The sequence below is a fragment of the Kribbella sp. DT2 genome (genome assembly GCF_049844575.1).
Lineage (GTDB): Bacteria > Actinomycetota > Actinomycetes > Propionibacteriales > Kribbellaceae > Kribbella.
This window is the reverse complement of sequence record NZ_JBNCLH010000013.1, coordinates 129,448-151,376: the sequence shown is the minus strand read 5'-3', so window position 1 is coordinate 151,376 and position 21,929 is coordinate 129,448. Positions and strand designations below refer to the sequence as shown.

Below are 21,929 nucleotides of genomic sequence, written 5' to 3'. Positions count from 1 at the left end.
CGTCCCGGCACTGGTGACGGTCTCATGATCGTTCAGCACCTGGGTGGCATTCCCGAGCTGGCGATGTTCCTCGGGCCGATCCTGCTGATCGCGGCCTTCGTACGGATCGCCCGCCGCAAGGAGGCCGAGGTCGAGGAGGACGACTGGGACGCCGACCTCGGCGATCTGCCGGCCGACCGTGGCAGGGGTTAGCGGCGGCGGGGTTCGACCTTGGCGGTGCCGCGGGTGACCGACTGGGTCATCGGGCGCCGCAGGAACTCGTGCGGGAAGCCGAGCTCGATCGCGCTGACCTCCTCGAGCTCCTGGACGTCCTGGTCGGTGAGCTCGACGTCGAGCGCGCCGAGGTTGTCGTCCAGCTGGGCCAGTGTGCGGACACCGAGGATCGGCGAGGCGACCGCGGGGTTGCGCAGGGTCCAGGCGATCGCGACCTGGGACGGCGTCCAGTTGTTGCGGGCGGCAACCTTCTTGACGACCTCGGCGATCCCGAGCGTGCGTTCGGTGAGCGAGTTGTTGGCGGCCGCGACGTTCTTGCGGGTACCGGCCGCCGAGCCGACACCGCCGTCGTGGTCCAGGTCCGCCGCGGTGTACTTCCCGGCCAGTACGCCGGACGCCAGCGGCGACCAAGGCATGACGCCGAGGCCCAGTTCGTCGGCCATCGGGATCAGGTCGCGCTCGACGGTCCGCTCGGCCAGGCTGTACTCGATCTGCAACGCGACCAGCGGGGACCAGCCGCGCAGGTCGGCGATCGCCTGCATCCGGGAGACCTGCCAGGCGGGGATGTCCGACATGCCGACGTACAGGACCTTGCCCGCGCGGACCAGGTCGTCCATCGCGCGCAGGACCTCCTCGACCGGCGTGGTGAAGTCCCAGGAGTGCAGGTAGAGCAGGTCGAGGTAGTCGGTCTGCAGCCGGCGCAGGCTGTCCTCGACCGACCGGACCATCGACTTGCGGTGGTTGCCGCCGGAGTTCGGGTCGTCCGGGCGGCTCGTCATCGTGTACTTGGTGGCGATCACCAGCCGGTCGCGGCGGCCCGACGCGAACTGGCCGACGAACTCCTCCGAGGTGCCGTTGGTGTACTGGTTCGCGGTGTCGACGAAGTTGCCGCCGGCCCCGACGTACCGGTCGAAGATCCGGCGCGCCTCGTCCTTGTCCGCACCCCAGCCCCAGTCGGAGCCGAACGTCATGGTGCCGAGCGAGAGCGGCGAGACCCGCAGGCCGGACCGGCCGAGCAGGCGGTAGCTGTCCAGTGTCACGAGATTTCCCTTCTGTGGTTCACGAACCCAGCTTCGACCGCCGGGAGGAACCGCAAAAGGGAAGCCTCTTCCTGGGACTGCTCTTCCTACCCTTACCGCACCCGCACGGTGGCCGCGGTGCTCTTGGTGCGGGTGCGGCCGTCGGTGACCTCGACGTGGTACGACGGGTTCTGGCCGGACTTCACGCCGGTGTCGGTGAAGGTGGTGACGATCGGGCGGGCCCACGGGTAGGAGTTGCGGGTCCAGGTGCCGAGCTTCGTGCTGCCGCGGTACAGGGTGTAGGTCAGCGTGATGTTGTCGGTGTCGACGACCGCCGGGAACGTGACGGTGGTCCGGGCGCGGGCCGGGCTGGCGACCTTCGGGGCGGCCGGGCGGGTCGGCTGGGCGCCGCCGGCGGCGTTGGTGAAGCGGGTCAGGCCCTGCTGGGGCTTGCCGTTCACCTTCAGGAAGTCGCCGCCGACCCACAGGTCGTTACCGCCGGAGGTGAACGCGAGCGGGCCGACCTCGGTGGTGCCGCCGACGCCGGTGTTCGGGAACCAGGGGCCGAACTTGCCGTTGGTCGTGCTCTCGACCAGCAGGTGGCGGATGCCGGCGCCGTCGCCGAAGCTGCCGTCCTTGCTGCAGTCGTGCGCGTGGGAGCCCTTGTAGAGCCAGCCGCCCAGCGCCTTGATGGCCTCGGTCGCGCCCAGGCACTTGCTCTGCCAGACCAGCTTGCCGCTGGCGCTGTCGGCGGCCAGTACGCCGTCGTAGCAGCCGGTGCCGCTGCCGGCGTTCGCGACGTAGACCCGGTTGCCGAGCGTGTCGATGTCCTTGACCCGGCTGACGCACTCGTCGGTCGGCGGCGGGATCGCCGCGGCGGCCGGCATCGCGTACGCCTTGCCGTTGGACGGGCTCAGCATCGCCAGGGCGTAGTGGTTGCCGCCGCCGACCTTCGTGAAGCCGCCGCCGACGACGACCTTCCTGGCGTCGTCGGTCAGGTCGATCGCGTGCACGTCGTCGTCGGCGTCCGGGTTCCACGGCAGCAGCGCGCCGTTCAGGGAGACCGCGGCGAGCCGGTTGCGCGTCGTACTGGCGACGCGGCCGAAGGAGCCGCCCAGGTAGACGGTGTTACCGGAGATCGCCAGCGCGGAGACCCGGTAGCTGACCGAGGGGTTCCAGCTGGTCAGGCCGCCGTTGGCGACGTTGAACATCGCGGCACGGTTGCGCGGGACGCCGTTCACGCTGGTGAAGTCGCCGCCGATCACCACCCACTTGCCGTCGGCGCTGGTCGCGATCGACCAGACCGCGCCGTTCAGCCGCGGGGCCCAGCCGCTCGGCGCACCGGTCGTCCGGTTGAACGACGCGACGTACGGGCGGATCGCCTCACCCTGGCCGACGGTCTTGCCGCCCGGCCGGATCCGGGTGAACAGGCCCCCGGCGTACACGACGTTGCCGGCGGTCGCGAGCGCGTTCACGCTGTCGTCGGTCTGCCACGTCGGCCGCTCGACCGACGACACTGCCGACCCGAAGCCGGGCGACGCGGCCTCGACCGGGGGACCGGACGGGATCAGCGCGGCAGCGATCACAGCGGCGACCGTCACGGTCGCCAGAACAAGCTTCTTCATGAACGTCCTCAGCCCGGCGGTTCACAATGTGCGACCCTACGGTAACTGTCCGTTCAGGCGTCTGGTCCGCGGGGTCCGCCGGACGGCTTGACCTGGAGCGCGCTCCAGGTTGTTGGGTGGACGGATGGACAAGAACTTTCTCGGCCGGACCGGCCTGCAGGTCAGCGAGCTGTGCCTCGGCACGATGACGTTCGGCCCAGGGACCGACGAACCGACCGCGCACCAGCTGCTGGACTCGTTCGTGGAGGCCGGTGGGACCTTCATCGATACCGCCGACACCTACTCCGGCGGCCGGTCCGAGGAGATCATCGGCAGCTGGCTGAAGACCAAGGACCGCGACGACCTGGTGATCGCGACCAAGGTGTACGGCGAAGCCGGACCGGGACTGCCGGTGCGTGGGGCCGGGCGCAAGCACGTGATGGCCGGGGTCGAGGCGAGCCTGCGGCGGCTGGGCACGGACTTCATCGACCTCTACCAGATCCACGTGTGGGACGACGCGACGCCGTTGGAGGAGACGCTGACCACGCTCGACGCGCTGGTCAGCAGCGGCAAGGTCCGGTTCATCGGTGCGAGCAACCTGACCGGCTGGCAGTTCCAGAAGGCGATCGACCTGTCGCGCCACCGCGGGCTCGAGCCGTACGTGAGCCTGCAGCCGCTGTACAACCTGCTCGACCGGGACGCCGAGCTCGACCTGATCCCGGTCTCGCTGAACGAGGGTGCCGGGGTGATCGCCTGGAGTCCGCTCGCGGGTGGCTGGTTGTCGGGCAAGTACACGAAGTCGGCCGGTGGACCTCCGGCCGGCTCGCGGTCGAACGACGAGGACTGGGCGGCGCACGACAACGACCGGACCTGGCGGGTGATCGACACGCTGCTCGCGGTCGCGGAGGAGACCGGCCGGACGCCGGCGCAGGTCGCGCTGCGGTGGGTGATGCAGCGGCCGGGGCTGACCGCGCCGATCGTCGGCGCCCGGACGCCGGAGCAGCTGGCCGACAACCTCGGCGCGACCGGGTGGACGCTCGACGACGAGCAGATGCGCCGGCTGACCGAGGCGGGGGAGAAGCCGTTGCCGTACCCGCACAACATCCTCGAGCTGCCGCAGTTCGTCCGGCGGGGGTGACACGGCTGGTTTCGTACGATGGCGGGATGGACGTCGCGTACGAGTTGGCTGTGTTCCTGCGGGCTCGGCGGGAGCGACTGACGCCGGCCGAGGCGGGACTGCCCGAGCGCGGCCGGTCCCGCCGTACGCCGGGACTGCGGCGCGAAGAGGTCGCCGAGCTGGCCGGGGTGTCGGTGGACTACGTCGTACGGCTGGAGCAAGGGCGCGGGCTGCGGCCGTCGGCCGAGGTGCTGGGGGCGTTGGCTCGGGCGTTGCAGCTGAGCGAGGACGAGCACGCGTACGTGTTCGACCTGACGCGGCAGTGGTCGTCGGTGCGGCATCAGTCCGGGTCGGGCTCGTTGGAGCAGTTGGTGCAGGCGATGTCGCCGTTGCCGGCGATGCTGGTCAACCACCGGTTCGACATCTGCGCGTGGAACCCGGAGATGTCGGCGCTGATGCTCGACTTCGCCGGGGTCCCCGCGGAGCGGCGCAACACGATGTGGTTGTGCACGATCGAGCCGGCCTTCGCCGACTTCTACCCGGACCGCGAGCGGGTCGTCCGGGAGGGGATCGCGGACCTGCGGGCCGCGTGGGCCGCGCATGAGGACGACTCGGAGCTGGCGGAGCTGGTCCGGGACCTGGTGGCCGAGAGCGCCGAGTTCGCCCGGTGGTGGGAGAAGCGCGACGTGATGGTGAAGGGCAACGGGCTGAAGAAGCTCAACCACCCGGAGATCGGTCGGCTGACGGTCGAGTACGACGTACTGACCGCACTGGCTGACTCGAGCCGGCGCCTGATCGTCTACCGCGCGGCCGACCCGGCGTCCCAGCAGGCGCTGGACCGGCTGCAACCGACGAAGACTCTGCGGGCGATCTGAGTCAGCCGGTCGAGGGCAGGTCGTTCGGCGGGAGGCCGAGCTCCTCGTACGCCGCGGTCTCGATCTCGCGGCCCATGGACTCGCGGAAGGCGGCGACCAGGGCCTGGCCGGCCAGCGGGATGATGTTCTCCAGCGTCCGCTGGATCTCGGGCCAGCCGTCCGCGGGCAGGCCGGCGTCGGCGAACTGGCGCCAGACCGTGCCGCGGAAGAGCTCGACGTAGATCTTGGCGACCTGGTCGGCCTGCTCGAACAGCTTCGGCAGCATCTCGAAGATCGCGTCCAGCGGGACACCGAGCTTGATCACCTCGAGGCCGGTCCGGAGCAGGTCGGGGTTCGGGATGCGGAGGCGGTCGTCCTCGACGCGCTCGGCGATGCCCAGCGCGATCAGCTTGTCGATCGTCGCGGCGTCGTGCGGGATGCCGGCCCGCTCGGCGAGCTGGTGCTCGGTGATCACCTCGGGCTCGGCGGGAGTCCACGGGCTGACGAGCGTCTCGAAGACGCCGAGCGCGAGCGCGCCGTCGGGCAGTTCGCTCATCATCCGCTCGACGGCGGCCAGCGTGTAGCCCTTGTCGAGCAGCTCGCGGACCAGGGTGAGCCGCGCCACGTGGTCGGCGTCGTAGTACCCGGTCCGGCCGACCAGCCGGGGTGGCGGAATCAGCCCGCGCCCGGCGTACGCGCGCACGTTCCGGACGGTCATGCCCACCTTCGCGGCGAGCTGGTCGACCGTGTACTCCTCGGGTGCCTGCTGTCCCTCCACCCTTGACAGTCTTCCAGACTCGACGTTACATATCTTATGTAACATTCACTGTGGCGCATGCCGAACGTCCCTTCGAGTGCCCAGGAGCGCCAACGATGACCGTCCCCCTGGCAGCGTCGACCGGAACCGCGAGCTTCGACCAGATCGCGATCGTCACCGGCCTGGTCGGCTTGATGTACGTCGCACTCGCCGTGCTGCTGTGGCGGGAACGCACCGGGCACGCCACGCTGGTAGGGCGCCTCGCGGACACCATCGGGAGACTGGACGGAGTCCCCCGATGGGCCGCGCTCACGCCGTACCTGCACGCCGTCTCGCTGCTGTCCTGCGCGTTCGGCGTCTGGTGGGACATCGCGGTGCACATCGACAAGGGCCGCGACACCGGCCCGTTCGGGACGCCGGCGCACTACCCGATCTTCTTCGGCATCCTCGGCGTGATCGTGTCCGGCGTGCTGCCGATCGCGCTCGCCCGCAAGCCGTTGCCGGCCCGGACGATCAAGCTGACCGCGGGCTGGCGGATCCCGTGCAGCGCGGCGCTGGTCACCGTGTGCGGCACCTTCGCGCTGGTCGGCTTCCCGCTCGACGACGTCTGGCACCGGCTGTTCGGTGAGGACGTCACGCTCTGGGGGCCGACGCACCTGCTGATGATCGGCGGGGTCGTGCTGTCGATCTTCGCGCGGCTGCTGGCCTCGGCCGAGGTGGAACAACTTGTCGGCGGCAACCTTCGGCGCCGGTTCCAGGACATCGTTGCCGTCGGCGCCTTGCTGATCGCGTGGGACCTGTTCAGCACCGAGTTCAACTACGGCGTCCCGCAGTTCCCGCTGGTGCTGCAGCCGATCCTGATCGTCTTCGGATCGACACTCGCGTTCACGCTGCTGCGGTCCCGGATGGGACGGTTCAGCACGTTCGGTGCGCTGGCGACGTACCTGATCCTTCGCGGCGGGATCGCCTGGGCGGTCGACCAGCCGCTCGGGGAGATCCTCGGGCACTTCCCGTTGCTGGTCGTCGAAGCGGCGCTGGTCGAGCTGACGGCGTTTGCTCTGGGCAACCAGAACCGCTTCCGGCTGGGCGCGGTCGCGGGCGCGTTGATCGGTACGGTCGGGCTGCTCGCCGAGTACGGCTGGAGCCAGGTCTGGATGCCGATCCACTGGCCCGCGTCGCTGCTCCCGTCGGCGCTCGGCTTCGGTGTCGTCGCGGGGATCGGCGCCGGGCTCGTCGGCGCGTGGCTGGCGACCCGGTACGCCGAGGTCGCGGGCGAGGTGCGTGCCGTGCCATCGGTACGGCGTACGCACCAGCTCGGCGCGGTCGGGTTGGCCGCCGTACTGGGCGTCGTGTTCTTCTGCGTGCCGCGGTCGGCCGAGTCGGGGGTGTCGGCAACGATCTCGCTGGACCGGGTCGCCGAGGGTGCGGAGCCGACGGCGTACGTGACGGTGAAGGTGAACCCGGTGGACGCGGCTGAGGACGCGCGCTGGTTCGAGGCGATGGCCTGGCAGGGCGGCGGGCTGGAACTGCACTCGTTGGAGAAGGTTGCTGACGGCACGTACCGGTCGGCGGAGCCGCTGCCGATGTACGGGAAGTGGAAGTCGATGGTCCGGCTGCACCAGGGCTCGCGGGACCTGGTCGCGGCGTGGGTCTACGCGCCGGAGGACGCCGCGATCCAGAAGCCGGCCATCCAGGTGTCGGACGGGCAGACCGTGCGGTTCATCAGCGAGCAGGAGGTGCTGCGGCGCGAGGAGCGGACCGACGTACCGCGGTGGATGTGGAACGGCGGGTACGGGCTGCTCGCGGTGGTCGGGCTCCTGGAGATCCTCGGGATCGCTTGGCTGGTCGGGCGGGGTGCGCGCGGTGGGCGGATGCGGGCGGAGCACCTGAGCGGTGCCTCCGAGCGCGCGACGGATCGACTGGGGAAGATATGACCATGCAGGCAGAACGAGCTGGAGTGATCACGCCGGACGGCGTGCGGCTGCACGTGGAGACGGCGGGGTCGCCGGACGCACCGGTGACGGTGGTGCTCGCGCACGGGTGGACGTGCTCGACGCGGAGCTGGCATCACCAGTTCGCCGGGCTGCCCGGCGTACTGGGTGCTGATGGGGTCCGGGTGGTTGCGTACGACCATCGCGGGCACGGGCGGTCGGACGCGGCACCTGCCGGTACGACGCGGATCGAGCAGCTCGCCGACGACCTGGTGACGGTGCTGGACGAGGTCGCACCGTCGGGGCCGGTGGTGTACGCCGGGCACTCGATGGGCGGGATGACGCTGATGGCGCTGGCCGACCGGCGGCCGGAGCTGTTCGGGTCGCGGATCGTGGGGGCGGCGCTGGTCAGTACGTCGTCCGGGCAGATGACGTCGCGGGCGTTCGGGCTGCCGGCGCGCCTGGACGGCGCGGCCGCGGTGGTCGCGCCGCGGGCGATGAACCTGGCGGGCGCGCGGATGGAGAAGCGCGAGCTGCGGCGCAAGCCTGCCGTCGTACAGGCTGAGGAGGAGGCGGTGAGGGCTTGGCGCCAGGTCGCCGCGACCCGGCTGCGGCGGCCGGCGTTGAAGCAGCTGGTGTTCGGCCAGAAGGTCGATCCCGCGGAGGTCGACGTCCTGCTCGCCGACCTCGAGGTGCTGCCCGGCCGGTCGTTCAGCGGGTTCTTCGAGGCGATCACGCAGCACGACCTCGGCCACGCGCTCGCCGTACTGGACGACATCCCGGTCGAGGTCATGCACGGCACCCGCGACCGCCTGCTGCCCCCGCGGCACGCGAACCGCCTGGCCCACCTGATCCCGTCGTCCCGCCTGTGGATGTACCCGGGCGCCGGGCACATGCTGATGCAGGAACGTCCCCGCGACGTCACCCACCGCCTGGCGTCCCTGGCCCGGAAGGCCGTCGCCTAGAGCGATCGGCGTCACATACGTGCTGGCCCGGCCCGCCTAGGGTGGGTGGGTGCAGAACCTTCTTTCGGACGTCGTGGTCGTGGATCTGACGCGGGCGCTGGCCGGGCCGCATGCCGCGATGATGCTGGGGGATCTCGGGGCGCGGGTGATCAAGGTCGAGACACCCGCCGGTGGCGACGACAGCCGCGGGTGGGGGCCGCCGTTCGTGGGTGGCGAGTCGACGTACTTCCTGTCCGCGAACCGGAACAAGGAGTCGGTGACGGCCGACCTGAAGTCGGCCGAGGGCAAGGAGTTCCTGACCCGCCTGGTCGGCAAGGCCGACGTCCTGATCGAGAACTTCCGGCCGGGCGTGCTCGACCGGCTCGGCTTCTCGGTCGAGCGGCTGCACGAGCTCAACCCGGGCCTGGTGATCCTGTCGATCACGGGCTTCGGGCACGACGGGCCGGAGGGCGGGCGCGCCGGGTACGACCAGATCGCGCAGGGCGAGGGCGGGCTGATGAGCATCACCGGCGCGACCGAACCGGCCAAGACCGGCATGCCGATCGCCGACCTGCTGGCCGGCATGTACGGCGCGTACGGCGCCCTCGCGGCCCTGCACGAACGCGCGATCACCGGCCGTGGTCGCGTGGTCCGGACGTCGTTGCTCGCGTCGGTCGTCGGCGTGCACGCGTTCCACGGGACGAAATGGACCGTCGCCGGGCAGCTGCCCGAGCGCGTCGGCAACCACCACGCGCAGATCGCGCCGTACGGGATGTACCGGACGCGCGACGACAGCATCCAGGTCGCGGTCGGCAGCGAGGGGCAGTGGCGCACCTTCGCGCCGATCGTCGGGCTCGACCCGGACGACGTCCGCTTCGCCGCGAACCCGGACCGCGTCGCGCACCGCGACGTGCTGACCGCGGCGATCGAGAAGGCTTTTGAGGCTGATCCCGCCGATGTGTGGCTGCAGCGGCTGGCGGATGCGGGGATCCCGGCCGGCAAGGTCCGCGACTTCCAGCAGGTCTACGAGTGGGAGCAGACGCGGTCGCAGGGGTTGCTGATCGACGTCGAGCACCCGGAGCTCGGCACGATCCAACTGCCCGGCCCGCCGCTGCGGTTCGACGACAACCCGTACGCCGGCGCGCGGGAGAGCAACCTGCCGCCGCCGCGGCTGGGGGAGCACAACGACGCCGTACGGGCCTGGCTCGACGAGGACTGAGGTCCCAGCGGACGCCCACCACTGATCAACCACCCGCCGGCCGCCGTTCGCACGGCGTGTCACGGCGTGTCGCGGTAATCTCGCGCGGTTGGTGAGTGGGGCACGTCCACCTTTCGACCTGGCTCGAAGAGGTGTCGTGCGGTAGCGCCCGCTCCTAGGGTCGGAAGACGCCGTCGGGTATCGATTCCCGTCCCGGACCGAGCCAGGGGTTGACGGGCTGGCGAGCACGGGCATAGCGTCCGGGAAATCGATTACTCACCCGATCGCGGAGGTGTCATGGCCGAGTCCGCCCTGGTCCGGATGTCGGGGATCGGCAAGCGGTACGGCGGGGTGCAGGCGTGCCACGAGGTCGAGTTCAGCCTGGGCTCCGGCGAGGTGCACGCCCTGCTCGGCGAGAACGGCGCCGGCAAGTCCACGCTGATGAAGATCCTGTCCGGCGACGTCACCGACTACGACGGGCGGATCGAGATCGCGGGCGAGACGGTGAGCTTCGGCGGGCCGACCGACGCCCAGGCCGCCGGGATCGCGATGATCCACCAGGAGCTCGACCTGGTGCCGGCGCTCTCGGTCGCCGACAACATCTTTCTCGGTCGCGAGCTGCGTACGCCGTACCGGACGGTCGACCGCCGCCGGATGGACCGCGAGGCCCGCGCCCTGCTGGAGCGCAGCGGCGTGAACCTCGATCCGCGCCGCCCGGTCGGTGAGCTGCGGGTCGGCGAGCAGCAGCTCGTCACGATCGCGAAGGCGATCTCGCTCGACGCCCGCGTGCTGATCATGGACGAGCCGACCTCGGCGCTGACGACCTCCGAGGTCGAGCGGCTGTTCGCGGTGATGCGCGAGCTGCGGCGATCGGGCGTCGGGATCGTCTACATCAGCCACCGGATGGAGGAGATCGCGCAGGTCGCCGACCGCGCGACCGTGCTGCGCAACGGGCAGATCGTCACCAGCTTCGACCCGCGCGAGCTGAGCACCGCCGAGGTGGTCGAGGCGATGGTCGGCCGTCCGGTGCAGACGATGTTCAGCACGCCGGACGTCTCGACCGGCGACGAACTGTTGCGGGTCGAGGACCTGGTGCTGAAGCCCCGACGTCCGCGTCCCGGCCGCCGTGATCCCGAGGGCATCTCGCTGACCGTCCGCTCCGGCGAGATCGTCGGCCTGTGCGGCCTGCTCGGCGCCGGCCGGACCGAACTGCTCGAGACCCTGTACGGCGTGGCGCCGGGCGGGGCGCGCACCGGCCGGATCGTCCTGCAGGGCAAGGAGATCCGCCCGCGCGGTCCGCGGCACGCGCTCGCGCAGGGGATCGGGTTCGTGCCCGAGGACCGGCGGACGTCCGGGCTGGTGCTGTTCCACTCGATCCTGGCGAACACGGTGGTGTCGAGCCTTCCGTCGTACGGGCGGCTCGGCGTGATCGCGCGCCGGATGGAACGCGCCGCGTCGGTGCAGATGGCCGACCGGCTGCGGCTGAAGTTCGGCCGGTTGCAGGACGACGTCGGGACGCTGTCCGGCGGCAACCAGCAGAAGGTGGTCTTCGGCAAGATGCTGCTGACCGAGCCGAAGCTGCTGCTGCTCGACGAGCCGACCCGCGGCGTCGACATCGGGGCCAAGGCGGAGATCTATCGTCTGCTCGGTGAACTGGCCGGCCAAGGGCTCGGCGTACTGCTCGCGTCGTCGGAGCTGCCCGAGCTGATCGGCGTCTGCGACCGCGTCGTCGTCCTGAGGGACGGACGCGACGTGGCGTCGTTCAAGACATCCGACTCCGGCGAGAGCGACCTGCTCGCCGCCGCCATGGGAGAGAGCGCTGTGTTCGAAGGAGGACTTCGGTGACCGCCCTGCAGGACAAGCCCGCCATGCCGGTGGAGAAGGCGTCCGGAAGTGTCGCCGCGACGCTGTTCCGGTTCCAGAGCGTGTTCGGGCTGCTGGCGGTGTTCGTTGCCGCGATCATCTTCTCGCCCCGGCGCGACGGGGAGATCCTGTTCCTCAGCGCGGACAACCTGGCCAACGTGGTCCGCGCGGTCTCCGAGATCGGCATCATCGCGGTCGGGATGACGTTCGTGATCCTGATCGGCGGCATCGACCTGTCCGTCGGCGCGGTGCTCGGGCTGGCCGCGGTCGGCTCGGCGGTGCTGATGGTCGAGAGCGACTGGGGGTTCCTGCCGTCGATCGTGGTGGTGCTCGCGATCGGTCTGGTCTTCGGCGCGCTGCAGGGGATGGCGACCGCGATGATCGGGATCCAGTCGTTCATCGTGACCCTGGCCGGGTTGCAGATAGCGCGCGGGCTGGCGCGGATCTGGTCCGACGGGCAGGGCGTCGCGATCGCGTACGGCGACGGGCCGAACGAGGCGCCGTCGACGTTCGCCCTGTTGGGTGAACGCACCTTCGGTGGCCTGGTGCCGATCCCGGTGCTGATCTTCGCCGTGGTCGCGATCGCGGCCGTGGTGTTCCTGCGGATCAGCGCGTTCTCCCGGCACCTGTACGCCGTCGGCGGCAACGAGAAGGCCGCGCGGCTGTCCGGCGTACCGGTGATCCGGGTGAAGATCGCGGTCTTCGCGATCTGCGGCCTGCTCGCCTCGCTGGCCGGCATCGTGCACGCGGTCCAGCTCAACCAGGGCAGCCCGAACGACGGCATCGGCTACGAGCTGGACGCGATCGCCGCGGTGGTGATCGGCGGTACCAGCCTGGCCGGCGGGCGCGGCTCGGTGGCCGGGACGGTGGCCGGCGCGCTGCTGCTCGGCGTACTGAACAACATCCTTGCCCTGAACAACATCGACTCCAACATCCAGCTGCTGATCAAGGGCCTGGTGATCGTCGCGGCGGCCGCGCTGCAACGGCTCCGGCCCGCCTCGTGAGGAAGGTCCACCCCTGATGAAGATCCACAAGTTGTCCCTGGCCGTCGCGGCCGCCACCGCCCTGGTCCTCGCGGGCTGCGGCACGACCAGCGAACGCACCTCCGACGAACCCCAGGCGCAGAGCTCCAAGGAGTGCGAGGGGGCCGACGGCAAGTACGTGATCGGGATGAGCCAGGCCAACGTCGCCGAGCCGTACCGGCAGCGGATGGACGACGACATCAAGGCGGCCGCCGCGCAGGTGCCGCAGTTCGAGGTGAAGTTCGCCGACGCGGCGCAGGACAACGCCAAGCAGGTCGCCGACGTCGAGAACTACATCACCCAGCAGATCGACCTGCTGATCATCAGCCCGAACGAGGCCAAGCCGCTGACCGCGGTGGTGAAGAAGGCCTTCGACAAGGGCATCCCGGTGCTGGTCCTGGACCGCAAGGTCGAGGGTGACGCCTACACCGGCTTCATCGGCGGCGACAACGTGCAGATCGGCACCGAGGCCGGCAAGTACGTCGCCGAGAAGGTGCTGCCGAACGGCGGCTCGGTGGTCGAGCTCAAGGGCCTGACCGGCGCGACCCCGCAGGCCGAGCGGCACGACGGCTTCGCGGCCGGGATCAAGGCCAACCCGAAGATCAAGGTGATCGGCAGCGCCTCCGGCGACTGGCTGCGGGAGAAGGGCCAGGCGCAGATGGACGCGCTGCTCAAGGCCAACCCGAAGATCGACGTGGTCTACGCGCACAACGACCCGATGGCCGAGGGCGCGTACCTGGCGGCCAAGGCGGTCGGCCGGGAGAAGGAGATGAAGTTCATCGGGATCGACGCGCTGCCGATCCCGTCCGGTGGCATCAAGGCCGTCGAGCAGGGCCGGCTGACCGCGACCTTCACCTACCCGACCAACGGCAAGGAGGCGATCGCCGCGGCGAAGAAGCTCCTGGTGGACTGCGGCACCGTCGAGAAGTCGCAGGTGCTGCCGACCCGGCTGATCGACAAGGCCAACGCCGCGCAGATCTACGCCTCGGAGAACCCGAACGGCTGACGTCCGCTCGTTGCGTCCGAAGAATCGCGATGCGTCCGAAGAACCCGAGGCTATAGCGCTCGGCTCTTCGGACGCATGCGTTTTCTTCGGACGTTCGGCGGTGCATCAGCCGCGGTGGGAGCTTCCGCGTTCGATCAGGCGGGCGCCCAGGGTCGTGGTGGTCGGCGGCCGGGTGCTGTCGGTGATCCTTGCCAGCAGCAACCGGGCGGCGACGGTGCCGATCTCGTACGCCGGCTGCGCGACCACCGAGAGCGGGGGATCGACGAGCGCGGCCCAGGGCGCGTCGTCGAAGGCGACCATGCCGACGTCTCGTCCCGGCCGAACGCCTTTTTCCTGCAAGGCCTGGAGCACACCGACCGCCATCGCGGAGTTGGCCACCAGCAACGCGTCCGGCGGCTCCTCCTGGCTGAGCACGTCCTGGGCCGCCTTGTGCGCGCCGGCGGCCTTGTACTCGGTACGCCGGACGAGCTTGGTGGAGCTGCGGCGCTTGGCCGCCTTGAGCGCGTCACGGTAGCCGGCGAGCCGGTCGTCCGCCGTACGGACTCCTGACGGGCCGGTGATGCAGCCGATGCGTTGATAGCCCTGGGCTATCAGGTGCTCGGTCGCCTGCCGGGCGGCCAGACGCGTGTCCACCAGTACGACGTCGCTGTCCTGCTGCGGCAGCGGCCGGTCGACCGCGACGAACGCCGTCCCGCGCGCGGCGAGCTTGTCGACCGAGGACGTCGTACCGGTCGGCGACAGGATGACACCGGCAACCCTTTCCTGGATCGCGATGTCGATGTAGCGGCTCTCCTTGCTCGCGTCCTCGTCGGAGTTGCACAGGACGACGGAGTAGCCGACCTCGTGCGCGACGTCCTCGACGCCGCGGGCGATCGCGGTGAAGAACGGGTTCTCCACGTCGGAGATGATCAGCGCGACCACCGCGGCCTCCTGGCGGCGCAGGTTTCGCGCCGGCCCGTTGGGCTGGTAGCCGAGCTCGCCGGCGGCCTTGCGCACCCGGGCGGCCAGGTCGGGATCGACCGTCGCCTTGCCGTTCAGGGCCCGCGACACGGTCGCCGTCGAGACGCCGGCGAGCGCGGCGACGTCGCTGATCGTGGCCATCGGTCCTCCTCCCGCTGGGCACACCCTAGCCGCCGAGTAAAGGATTACCCAGTCGTTCGTCGTGGACGCAACGTACGGAACCTCCGGCCGGTGGGGCGGCCATGAGAAGATCGCGGGCGTGACTGCCTTGCCGAGCGTTTCCTACTCCATCACCGTCCGGCTCGAGGTGCCCGCGGGCGGCTCGACGGTGAGCAAACTGACGACCGCGGTCGAGCAGGCCGGCGGCCTGGTGACCGCGCTCGACGTGACCGCCTCCGGCCACGAGCGGCTCCGGATCGATGTGACCTGCGCCGCCGCCGACACCGCGCACGCCGGCCGGCTGGTCGAGGCGATGCGCGCGGTGCCGGGCGTCGAGATCGGCCGCGTCTCCGACCGGACCTTCCTGATGCACCTCGGGGGCAAGATCTCGATGGAGGCCAAGCACCCGATCCGCAACCGCGACGACCTCTCGATGATCTACACCCCGGGCGTGGCCCGGGTCTGCCTGGCGATCGCGGAGAACCCCGAGGACGCGCGCCGGCTGACCATCAAGCGCAACAGCGTCGCCGTCGTCACCGACGGGTCCGCCGTCCTGGGCCTGGGCAACATCGGCCCGAAGGCCGCGCTGCCCGTGATGGAGGGCAAGGCCGCGCTGTTCAAGCGGTTCGCCGGGATCGACGCCTGGCCGCTGTGCCTGGACACCCAGGACCCCGACGACATCGTCAAGATCGTCAAGGCGATCGCGCCGGGCTTCGCCGGGATCAACCTGGAGGACATCTCCGCGCCGCGCTGCTTCGAGATCGAGGCCCGGCTGCGCGAGGAGCTGGACATCCCGGTCTTCCACGACGATCAGCACGGCACCGCGATCGTCGTGGTCGCCGCGCTGTACAACGCGCTGCGCGTGGTCGGCAAGGACATCAGCGAGGTCAAGATCGTGCTGTCCGGCGCCGGCGCCGCCGGAACGGCGATCCTCAAGCTGCTGATCGAGGCCGGGGTCAAGGAGACCGTCGTGGCCGACATCGCCGGCGTGATCCACCTGGACCGCGAGGGCCTGTCGCCGGAGCTGCGCTGGATCGCCGAGAACACCAACGCCGCCAAGTACAGCGGTGACCTGAAGGGCGCGCTGGCCGGGGCCGACGTGTTCATCGGGGTGTCCGCGCCGAACATCCTGAACGGCGACGACATCGCCACCATGAACGACGACTCGATCGTGTTCGCGCTGGCCAACCCCGACCCCGAGGTCGACCCGGCGGCCGCCGGCGAGCACGCCGCGGTCGTCGCCACCGGGCGCAGCGACTTCCCGAACCAGATCAACAACGTGCTGGTCTTCCCGGGCGTCTTCCGTGGTCTGCTCGACGCGCAGTCGTCGAAGGTGTCGATCGAGATGGAGCTGGCCGCCGCGAAGGCGCTGGCCGGTGTCGTCACCGACGACGAGCTGAACGCCAGCTACATCGTGCCCAGCGTCTTCCACCCGGAGGTGCACACGATGGTCGCGCACGCCGTACGGGACGCGGCCGGAGGCAAGGCGCCGGCCGCGGAGGTCTTCCCGGACGACGCGCCGTCGCTGTCGCTGTAGTGCTGGACTCGGCGCTCCGCTCCGCACCCCCGTCCCCGGTTCGCCGGCCGGCGGGGCGCGGGGCGGCGTGAGTTCCCGGACGTGGGCCTGGCGGGCCGGCTTCGTGCTGGCCTGCCTGGTCCAGCTGTACGGGCTCTACTCACCGCAGCAGGCCGGGCCGGACACCAGCAGCATCCCGTACTCCGACAAGGTCGCGCACTTCCTGATCTTCGCCGCGGTCGCCTACCTCGGGCTGCGGGTCGGCGTACCGGCACGATGGTTGCTGGGGGCGCTGGTTCTGCAGGCGATCGGCAGCGAGTTCATCCAGCACTACCTGCTGCCGGACCGCAGCGGGGATCCTTTCGACTCCGTGGCCGACCTGCTCGGCGTCGCGCTCGGCAGCCGGCTCGGGTTTCGGGCAGTACAAAGGGCCCGCGGCAGGACATGATGGGGTCATGAAGGCCTCGACCCTGACCGGATCGTTGCTCGTGGCGACCCCGTTGCTCGACGAGCCGCCCTTCCGGCGGTCGGTCATCCTGCTGCTCGACCACGACGAGGACGGTGCGCTCGGCGTGGTGGTCAACCGGGCCGCCGACCTCGAGGTCGACCAGGTGCTGCCCGACTGGTCGGAGACGGTGAACGAGCCGGGCGTGCTGTTCATGGGCGGCCCGGTCGGCACCGACAGCGCGCTCGCGGTCGCCGAGGTGATCGAGTCGGCCGACCCACCCGGCTGGCGCGAGTGCTTCGGCCGGATCGGGCTGATCGACCTCGACGTGCCGCCCGCGCTGCTCGAGGGCGCGATCCAGCGGATGCGGATCTTCGCCGGGTACGCCGGGTGGTCCGGCGGGCAGCTCGAGGGCGAGATCACCGAGGGCGCCTGGTACGTCGTACCGTCGGAGCCCGACGACGTCTTCAGCCTGCGGCCCGAGGGCCTGTGGCGGCGCGTCCTGCGTCGCCAGAAGGACCAGATGGCCTACCTGGCGACGTACCCGGACGACCCGACCCAGAACTGAGCGGCTACTCGTCGTCCTTGTCGTCGTCGCCGGGGTTCAGCGAGTCCCAGATCTCCTTGCACTCCGGGCAGACCGGAAACTTCTGCGGGTCCCGGCTGGGCACCCAGACCTTGCCGCAGAGCGCGACGACGGGCGTGCCCATCACCATCGCCTCGGTGAGCTTGTCCCTGGGCACGTAGTGGGAGAACCGCTCGTGGTCCCCGTTGTCCAGCGACGGCTGCGTGCGCTCGTCGACAACGGTCTCCGCACCCGGGCTCAACTGAGTACTCATGGCATCGAGTGTAGGCGGATCGGCCCAGCGGCCGCCGTAACTGATCCACAACGAAACCGGCCTGTGGACAACCGCCGGAGCCGGGGCAGATCGCGGCATGTTCTTGGTGTGACCACAACAAGGAGGCACGATGACAAGCGTGGAACCCATCGAGACCGACCAGTCCCTGCCCTGGGCGCCGTTCCGGGCGCTGACCAGGGCGGACCTGGATCTGATACCGAATGACGGGCATCGGTACGAGCTCGTCGACGGAGTTCTGATCATGACCCCGGCGCCGTCATGGCGGCATCAACTCGCGGTGGGCAAACTCCTCTACAGACTCATGGACGTCTGCCCACCGGAGCTGTGCGTTCTGACCGCTCCGTTCGACGTCGCGATCTCGGACGACACCGTGATGCAGCCCGACATCCTCGTCGCGCCACGGGCGGACTTCACCGAGCGCGACCTGCCCAAGGCTCCGTTGCTCGCCGTCGAGGTGTTGTCGCCGAGCACCCGCCGGATCGACACCATGCTCAAGTTCTCGCGGTACGAGGCCGCGGGCTGCCCGTCCTACTGGGTGGTCGACACCGACACGCCGAGTCTCGTCGTCTGGGAGATGCGGGACGGGGCATATGCGCAGGTCGCGAAGGTCTCTGGTGACGAGATCGCGCGGCTGACCAGCCCGTACGACGTCGAGGTGGTGCCCGCCGATCTGATTGTCTGAGTGTTCTCGGGTAACGTTCCTGCACGGCCGACAGTCGAGTATCGGGGGAGTATGCCGTCCGTGGATTCGCACGTGCCAGCACCACCAGCCGTGCTCCCTCCGGCCTACCCGGACCGGGCAGCCTGGGGCACCGCCAGCAAGCTGCGCGCCTGGCAGGCGGAGGCACTGCAGCAGTACCTGGACAAGCAGCCGCGGGACTTCCTCGCGGTCGCGACACCGGGCGCCGGTAAGACGACGTTCGCGCTGACCGTCGCCGCCGAGCTGCTGCAGCGGCGGGTGATCGACCGGATCACGGTGGTGACCCCGACCGAGCACCTGAAGATCCAGTGGGCCGAGGCGGCCGACCGGGCCGGGATCGCGATCGACCCGGCCTTCGCCGGTGGCAAGGGCCGGACCAACAAGGACTTCCAGGGCGTCGCGGTGACGTACGCCGGGGTCGCGGTGAACCCGCTGGCCTTCCGCGTCCGGACCGAGCGGTTCCGCACGCTGGTGATCCTCGACGAGGTGCACCACGGCGGTGACGCGCTCAGCTGGGGCGACGGGGTCAAGGAGGCCTTCGAGCCCGCGACCCGGCGGCTCGCGCTGACCGGAACGCCGTTCCGCAGCGACGACAACCCGATCCCGTTCGTCACCTACGAGTACGGGCACGACGGCGCGGCGCGGAGCAAGGCCGACTACACCTACGGGTACGGGCACGCCCTGCGCGACCACGTCGTCCGCCCGGTGATCTTCATGTCGTACTCCGGTGAGATGCGCTGGCGGACCAAGGCCGGCGACGAGGTCGCGGCGCGCCTGGGCGAGCCGCTGACCAAGGACCTGACCGCGCAGGCGCTGCGGACCGCGCTCGACCCGACCGGCGAGTGGATGCCCGCCGTGCTGGCCGCCGCGGACAAGCGGCTGACCGAGGTCCGGCGGCACATGCCGGACGCGGGTGGGCTGGTGATCTCCGGTGACCAGAACACGGCGCGTGCCTACGCCAAGGTGCTGCGTGAGCTGACCGGCGAGGCGCCGACCGTCGTACTGTCCGACGAGAAGGCGGCGAGCAAGAAGATCGCGAAGTTCACCGGCGACGAGTCGCGGTGGATGGTCGCGGTCCGGATGGTCAGTGAAGGCGTCGACGTGCCGCGGCTGGCGGTCGGGGTCTACGCGACGCCGACGTCGACGCCGCTGTTCTTCGCGCAGGCGGTCGGCCGGTTCGTCCGGGCCCGCAAGCGCGGCGAGACCGCGTCGGTGTTCGTCCCGTCGGTGACCCGGCTGCTCGGCTTCGCCGCCGAGATGGAGGTCGAGCGCGACCACGTCCTCGGCCGCAAGAACAGCAACGAGGACGGCGACATCTTCGCCCTCGAGGACGACCTGATCAAGCAGGCCAACCAGGCCGAAGGCGCCAGCGACGACCTCGACGCGAAGTTCGAGGCGCTCGGCTCCGACGCCAGTTTCGACCGCGTCGTCTTCGACGGCGGCGACTACGGCACCGGCGGCGAGTTCGCCTCCGACGAGGAGATGGACTTTTTGGGCCTCCCCGGCCTGCTCGAGCCCGACCAGGTCCGCGAGCTCCTCAACAAGCGCCAGGCGAAGTCGATCGCTCAGCAGAAACGCTCCCAACGCGGTACGTCGGGCGCGTCCGCCGGCCCGGCCCCCACCGAGCTGGCCACCCACGAACAGGTCGCCCTCCTGCGCCGAGAGCTCAACGGCCTGGTCGCCGCCTGGCACCACCGCACCGGCCAGCCGCACGGCGTCATCCACAACGATCTCCGCCGCAAACTGGGCGGCCCCGCCGCGGCCCACGCCTCGTCGACCGAGCTCAAAGAACGCATTGAACTGATCAGAGACTGGGCCACCCAACGCCGAGCGTGACCTCGGCTGGGGTGGGGGGTCAGGGGCGGTAGACGCGGACGTGGTCGATCTGCATCGACTCCTCGTCGACCTTGGGTGGGATGGCGGCGTAGACGAACATGTCGAGGATCAGGGCGTCGCCTTGGCCGTCGTACGGGCCTTGGGTGCAGATCTTTTGGCCGTCGAGGTACCAGGTGGTCTCGTCCGGGCCCAGTTGCTGGGCGATGGTGTGCCAGGTGGTGGTGAGGTCGGTGGGTGACTCGTAGGTGCAGCTGCCGCCGCCGGACTGGTGGTTGGTGAGGTACAGGTTGCGGTGGTTGTCGCTGTAGAACTCGTAGGTGTCCTGCTCGTTCGAGCCGTTGCCGTTCCAGGTCCAGGTGGAGGGCCAGAAGCCTTGGGCGGCGGGGAGCTTGAGGCGGGTCTCGATGTAGTCACCGGGGTGGACGGTGAAGGAGTCGGCGGGTTCGTGGCCGCAGGCCTGGGCGGTGGTGATGAGGCCGCTGGACCACTCGTAGCCGGGCTCGGGGTTGTTGCGGCGGGCGGTGATCGTGAGCACGCCGTTGGCGACCGAGAGCGCGTCCCAGGTGTGCCACTCGAGTTGCTGGTTGTTCTTGTTGCCGAGGCAGCGGTCGGCCTCGGCGTTGGAGTGGATGGACCAGCGGGAGCGGTCGATCGCGGTGCCGTCGAAGTCGTCGGAGAAGACCAGCTTGCCAGGAGGCGCGGCGGTCGGCTGGTCGGCGGAGGCGCTGGGGCCGAGAGCGGTGGCGGCGCCGGCTGCCAGGGTGAGGGCGACCGCGGCCGTTAGTAATTTACGCATCAAGCAACACCTTCCGTCAGTTATTGACGGATCAAACGGTCGCTTGAGGGGAGGTGGGTTGTCAACCCGGTAGGAGGGACTGGGTGCCGACGACCTCCAGCAGGCGGAGGGACTGGTCGGAGGGGGAGCCGGGGTCTGCTGTGTAGAGGACGACGCGCTGGTCGCGTTCCGGGATGACGAGGACCTCGCAGATGACGTCGATGCGGCCGACGACGGGGTGGTGGAGGGTTTGGCACATCGTCTGCTGGGTGCCGACCTCGTGCAGGGCCCAGATGCGGGCGAACTCCTCGCTGCCGGTGCGCAGGTCGTCGACGAGCGTGCTGATCGACTTGTCGTCGGGGTACTTACCGGTCGCGGCGCGGAGGTCGGCGGCGGCCTCGCGGGCGAACTCGGCGGTCTGTTCGTCGCCGAACAGGTCGCTCTGGGTGGTGCCGTCGAGGAACCGCAGGCGGAGCAGGTTGCGGTCGCGGGTGGGGATCGCGGAGAAGTCGGTGATGAGCGCGGCGGCGAGCGGGTTCCACGCCAGTACGTCGTACTTGGCGTCGAGGATCAGGCCCGGGACGTCCAGGCGGGCGAGCATCCGGAGTACGCCGGTGCGGACGTCCGTCGGTGGTCCCGTCGGTGGGCCGGGCTGCTCGCCGGCGAGGCGGAAGAGGTGGTCACGCTCGGCGGTGGAGAGCTGGAGCGCGCGGGCCAGGCCGGTGAGGACCGGTCGGGACGGGCGTGGGCCTCGGGCCTGTTCGAGGCGGGTGTAGTAGTCGGTCGACATGGTCGCGAGCGAGGCGACCTCCTCGCGGCGCAGTCCCGGCGTACGGCGGCGCAGACCGGCGGGCAGGCTGGCGTCCTCCGGGCGGAGTCGTTCGCGCCGGATCCGGAGGAAGTCTGCGAGCTGGGCTCTGTCCACCACTCCAGAATCCCAGGTCGCCGAAGAACCAGCCAGGGACGCCGGATCCCTGGGTAGGCCCGTACAACGGAGGGCCGCGCGGCGAGGGCCGGGAGGTCCGCGCGGGGAGGGCGGTCCGCGCGGGGAGGGCGGCGCGGCGAGGGCCGGGGGAGGGCCGTCTGGGGAGGGCGGCGCAGGGACGGCCGCGCGGGGACGGTCGCGCGGGGAGGGCCGCGCGGGGAGGAG

The 21,929-nt window shown here is 70.3% G+C and carries 21 protein-coding genes; 14 read left to right on the top strand and 7 right to left on the bottom strand.

What is annotated here, in order from left to right:
- The first annotated feature begins 24 nt into the window (after nucleotides 1-24).
- On the top strand, nucleotides 25-192 hold the full coding sequence (locus ACLQ2O_RS38780) for a hypothetical protein (RefSeq protein ID WP_425842472.1): 168 nt from the start codon (nucleotides 25-27) through the stop codon (nucleotides 190-192).
- On the opposite strand, the gene ACLQ2O_RS38775 is transcribed toward ACLQ2O_RS38780, so the two are convergent.
- Together ACLQ2O_RS38775 and ACLQ2O_RS38770 are read right to left on the bottom strand one after the other, a co-directional pair.
- On the bottom strand, nucleotides 189-1,253 hold the full coding sequence (locus tag ACLQ2O_RS38775; RefSeq protein WP_425842471.1) for an aldo/keto reductase: 1,065 nt from the start codon (nucleotides 1,251-1,253) through the stop codon (nucleotides 189-191). The two genes, ACLQ2O_RS38780 and ACLQ2O_RS38775, sit on opposite strands and share 4 nt — an antisense overlap.
- 92 nt (nucleotides 1,254-1,345) lie before the next feature.
- Complete coding sequence (locus ACLQ2O_RS38770) at nucleotides 1,346-2,857, bottom strand: fibronectin type III domain-containing protein (protein ID WP_425842470.1); 1,512 nt, start codon at nucleotides 2,855-2,857, stop codon at nucleotides 1,346-1,348.
- A gap of 124 nt (nucleotides 2,858-2,981) precedes the next feature.
- Here ACLQ2O_RS38770 and ACLQ2O_RS38765 point away from each other — a divergent pair, with 124 nt between their 5' ends.
- Both ACLQ2O_RS38765 and ACLQ2O_RS38760 read left to right on the top strand, forming a co-directional pair.
- Nucleotides 2,982-3,974, top strand: coding sequence for an aldo/keto reductase (locus ACLQ2O_RS38765; RefSeq protein WP_425842469.1), 993 nt, complete (start codon nucleotides 2,982-2,984; stop codon nucleotides 3,972-3,974).
- 26 nt (nucleotides 3,975-4,000) lie between these two features.
- Complete coding sequence (locus tag ACLQ2O_RS38760) at nucleotides 4,001-4,828, top strand: helix-turn-helix transcriptional regulator (RefSeq protein ID WP_425842468.1); 828 nt, start codon at nucleotides 4,001-4,003, stop codon at nucleotides 4,826-4,828.
- Nucleotide 4,829: 1 nt separating this feature from the next.
- Here ACLQ2O_RS38760 and ACLQ2O_RS38755 read toward each other — a convergent pair whose 3' ends face one another.
- Nucleotides 4,830-5,585, bottom strand: a complete 756-nt coding sequence (locus ACLQ2O_RS38755) for a MerR family transcriptional regulator (RefSeq protein ID WP_425842467.1) — start codon at nucleotides 5,583-5,585, stop codon at nucleotides 4,830-4,832.
- 95 nt (nucleotides 5,586-5,680) lie between these two features.
- Here ACLQ2O_RS38755 and ACLQ2O_RS38750 point away from each other — a divergent pair, with 95 nt between their 5' ends.
- The 6 genes from ACLQ2O_RS38750 to ACLQ2O_RS38725 all read left to right on the top strand — a co-directional run bounded on the left by ACLQ2O_RS38750 (nucleotide 5,681) and on the right by ACLQ2O_RS38725 (nucleotide 13,528).
- Nucleotides 5,681-7,498 (top strand): hypothetical protein, encoded by a 1,818-nt coding sequence (locus ACLQ2O_RS38750; protein ID WP_425842466.1) that lies wholly within the window; start codon nucleotides 5,681-5,683, stop codon nucleotides 7,496-7,498.
- Between the two features lie 2 nt (nucleotides 7,499-7,500).
- Nucleotides 7,501-8,460, top strand: coding sequence for an alpha/beta fold hydrolase (locus ACLQ2O_RS38745; RefSeq protein WP_425842465.1), 960 nt, complete (start codon nucleotides 7,501-7,503; stop codon nucleotides 8,458-8,460).
- A 49-nt stretch (nucleotides 8,461-8,509) separates the two neighbouring features.
- Nucleotides 8,510-9,658: a CaiB/BaiF CoA transferase family protein gene (locus tag ACLQ2O_RS38740; protein WP_425842464.1), complete on the top strand. Its 1,149-nt coding sequence runs from the start codon at nucleotides 8,510-8,512 to the stop codon at nucleotides 9,656-9,658.
- Nucleotides 9,659-9,934: 276 nt separating this feature from the next.
- The gene (locus ACLQ2O_RS38735; RefSeq protein ID WP_425842463.1) at nucleotides 9,935-11,482 is read left to right on the top strand and encodes a sugar ABC transporter ATP-binding protein; all 1,548 of its coding nucleotides are present in this window, start codon (nucleotides 9,935-9,937) and stop codon (nucleotides 11,480-11,482) included.
- Nucleotides 11,479-12,504 carry an ABC transporter permease gene (locus ACLQ2O_RS38730; RefSeq protein ID WP_425842462.1) on the top strand — a complete coding sequence of 342 codons (1,026 nt, stop codon included), beginning with the start codon at nucleotides 11,479-11,481 and terminating at the stop codon, nucleotides 12,502-12,504. Before ACLQ2O_RS38735 ends, ACLQ2O_RS38730 begins: the two co-directional genes overlap by 4 nt.
- 16 nt (nucleotides 12,505-12,520) lie before the next feature.
- The gene (locus ACLQ2O_RS38725) at nucleotides 12,521-13,528 is read left to right on the top strand and encodes a substrate-binding domain-containing protein (protein ID WP_425842461.1); all 1,008 of its coding nucleotides are present in this window, start codon (nucleotides 12,521-12,523) and stop codon (nucleotides 13,526-13,528) included.
- Between the two features lie 105 nt (nucleotides 13,529-13,633).
- Here the strand turns inward: ACLQ2O_RS38725 and ACLQ2O_RS38720 are convergent, their stop codons facing one another.
- Entirely contained in the window at nucleotides 13,634-14,629 is a 996-nt protein-coding gene (locus ACLQ2O_RS38720; RefSeq protein WP_425842460.1) for a LacI family DNA-binding transcriptional regulator, read from the bottom strand.
- Between the two features lie 118 nt (nucleotides 14,630-14,747).
- Between ACLQ2O_RS38720 and ACLQ2O_RS38715 the strand changes: the two genes are divergently transcribed.
- The 3 genes from ACLQ2O_RS38715 to ACLQ2O_RS38705 all read left to right on the top strand — a co-directional run bounded on the left by ACLQ2O_RS38715 (nucleotide 14,748) and on the right by ACLQ2O_RS38705 (nucleotide 17,176).
- Nucleotides 14,748-16,184 carry an NAD-dependent malic enzyme gene (locus ACLQ2O_RS38715; RefSeq protein WP_425842459.1) on the top strand — a complete coding sequence of 479 codons (1,437 nt, stop codon included), beginning with the start codon at nucleotides 14,748-14,750 and terminating at the stop codon, nucleotides 16,182-16,184.
- Between the two features lie 67 nt (nucleotides 16,185-16,251).
- A complete protein-coding gene (locus ACLQ2O_RS38710; RefSeq protein WP_425842458.1) occupies nucleotides 16,252-16,611 on the top strand; it encodes a VanZ family protein in 360 nt (119 codons plus the stop codon).
- A gap of 7 nt (nucleotides 16,612-16,618) precedes the next feature.
- The gene (locus ACLQ2O_RS38705; RefSeq protein WP_425842457.1) at nucleotides 16,619-17,176 is read left to right on the top strand and encodes a YqgE/AlgH family protein; all 558 of its coding nucleotides are present in this window, start codon (nucleotides 16,619-16,621) and stop codon (nucleotides 17,174-17,176) included.
- Nucleotides 17,177-17,180: 4 nt separating this feature from the next.
- Here the strand turns inward: ACLQ2O_RS38705 and ACLQ2O_RS38700 are convergent, their stop codons facing one another.
- Nucleotides 17,181-17,447 (bottom strand): DUF3039 domain-containing protein, encoded by a 267-nt coding sequence (locus tag ACLQ2O_RS38700; protein ID WP_425842456.1) that lies wholly within the window; start codon nucleotides 17,445-17,447, stop codon nucleotides 17,181-17,183.
- A gap of 130 nt (nucleotides 17,448-17,577) precedes the next feature.
- Between ACLQ2O_RS38700 and ACLQ2O_RS38695 the strand changes: the two genes are divergently transcribed.
- Together ACLQ2O_RS38695 and ACLQ2O_RS38690 are read left to right on the top strand one after the other, a co-directional pair.
- Nucleotides 17,578-18,150, top strand: a complete 573-nt coding sequence (locus tag ACLQ2O_RS38695; protein ID WP_425842455.1) for a Uma2 family endonuclease — start codon at nucleotides 17,578-17,580, stop codon at nucleotides 18,148-18,150.
- A 51-nt stretch (nucleotides 18,151-18,201) separates the two neighbouring features.
- Nucleotides 18,202-20,004 (top strand): DEAD/DEAH box helicase, encoded by a 1,803-nt coding sequence (locus ACLQ2O_RS38690; protein WP_425842454.1) that lies wholly within the window; start codon nucleotides 18,202-18,204, stop codon nucleotides 20,002-20,004.
- Between the two features lie 19 nt (nucleotides 20,005-20,023).
- Here the strand turns inward: ACLQ2O_RS38690 and ACLQ2O_RS38685 are convergent, their stop codons facing one another.
- Nucleotides 20,024-20,800, bottom strand: a complete 777-nt coding sequence (locus ACLQ2O_RS38685) for a glycoside hydrolase family 16 protein (RefSeq protein WP_425842453.1) — start codon at nucleotides 20,798-20,800, stop codon at nucleotides 20,024-20,026.
- Nucleotides 20,801-20,861: 61 nt separating this feature from the next.
- On the bottom strand, nucleotides 20,862-21,704 hold the full coding sequence (locus ACLQ2O_RS38680; protein WP_425842452.1) for a helix-turn-helix transcriptional regulator: 843 nt from the start codon (nucleotides 21,702-21,704) through the stop codon (nucleotides 20,862-20,864).
- Between the last annotated feature and the right edge of the window lie 225 nt (nucleotides 21,705-21,929).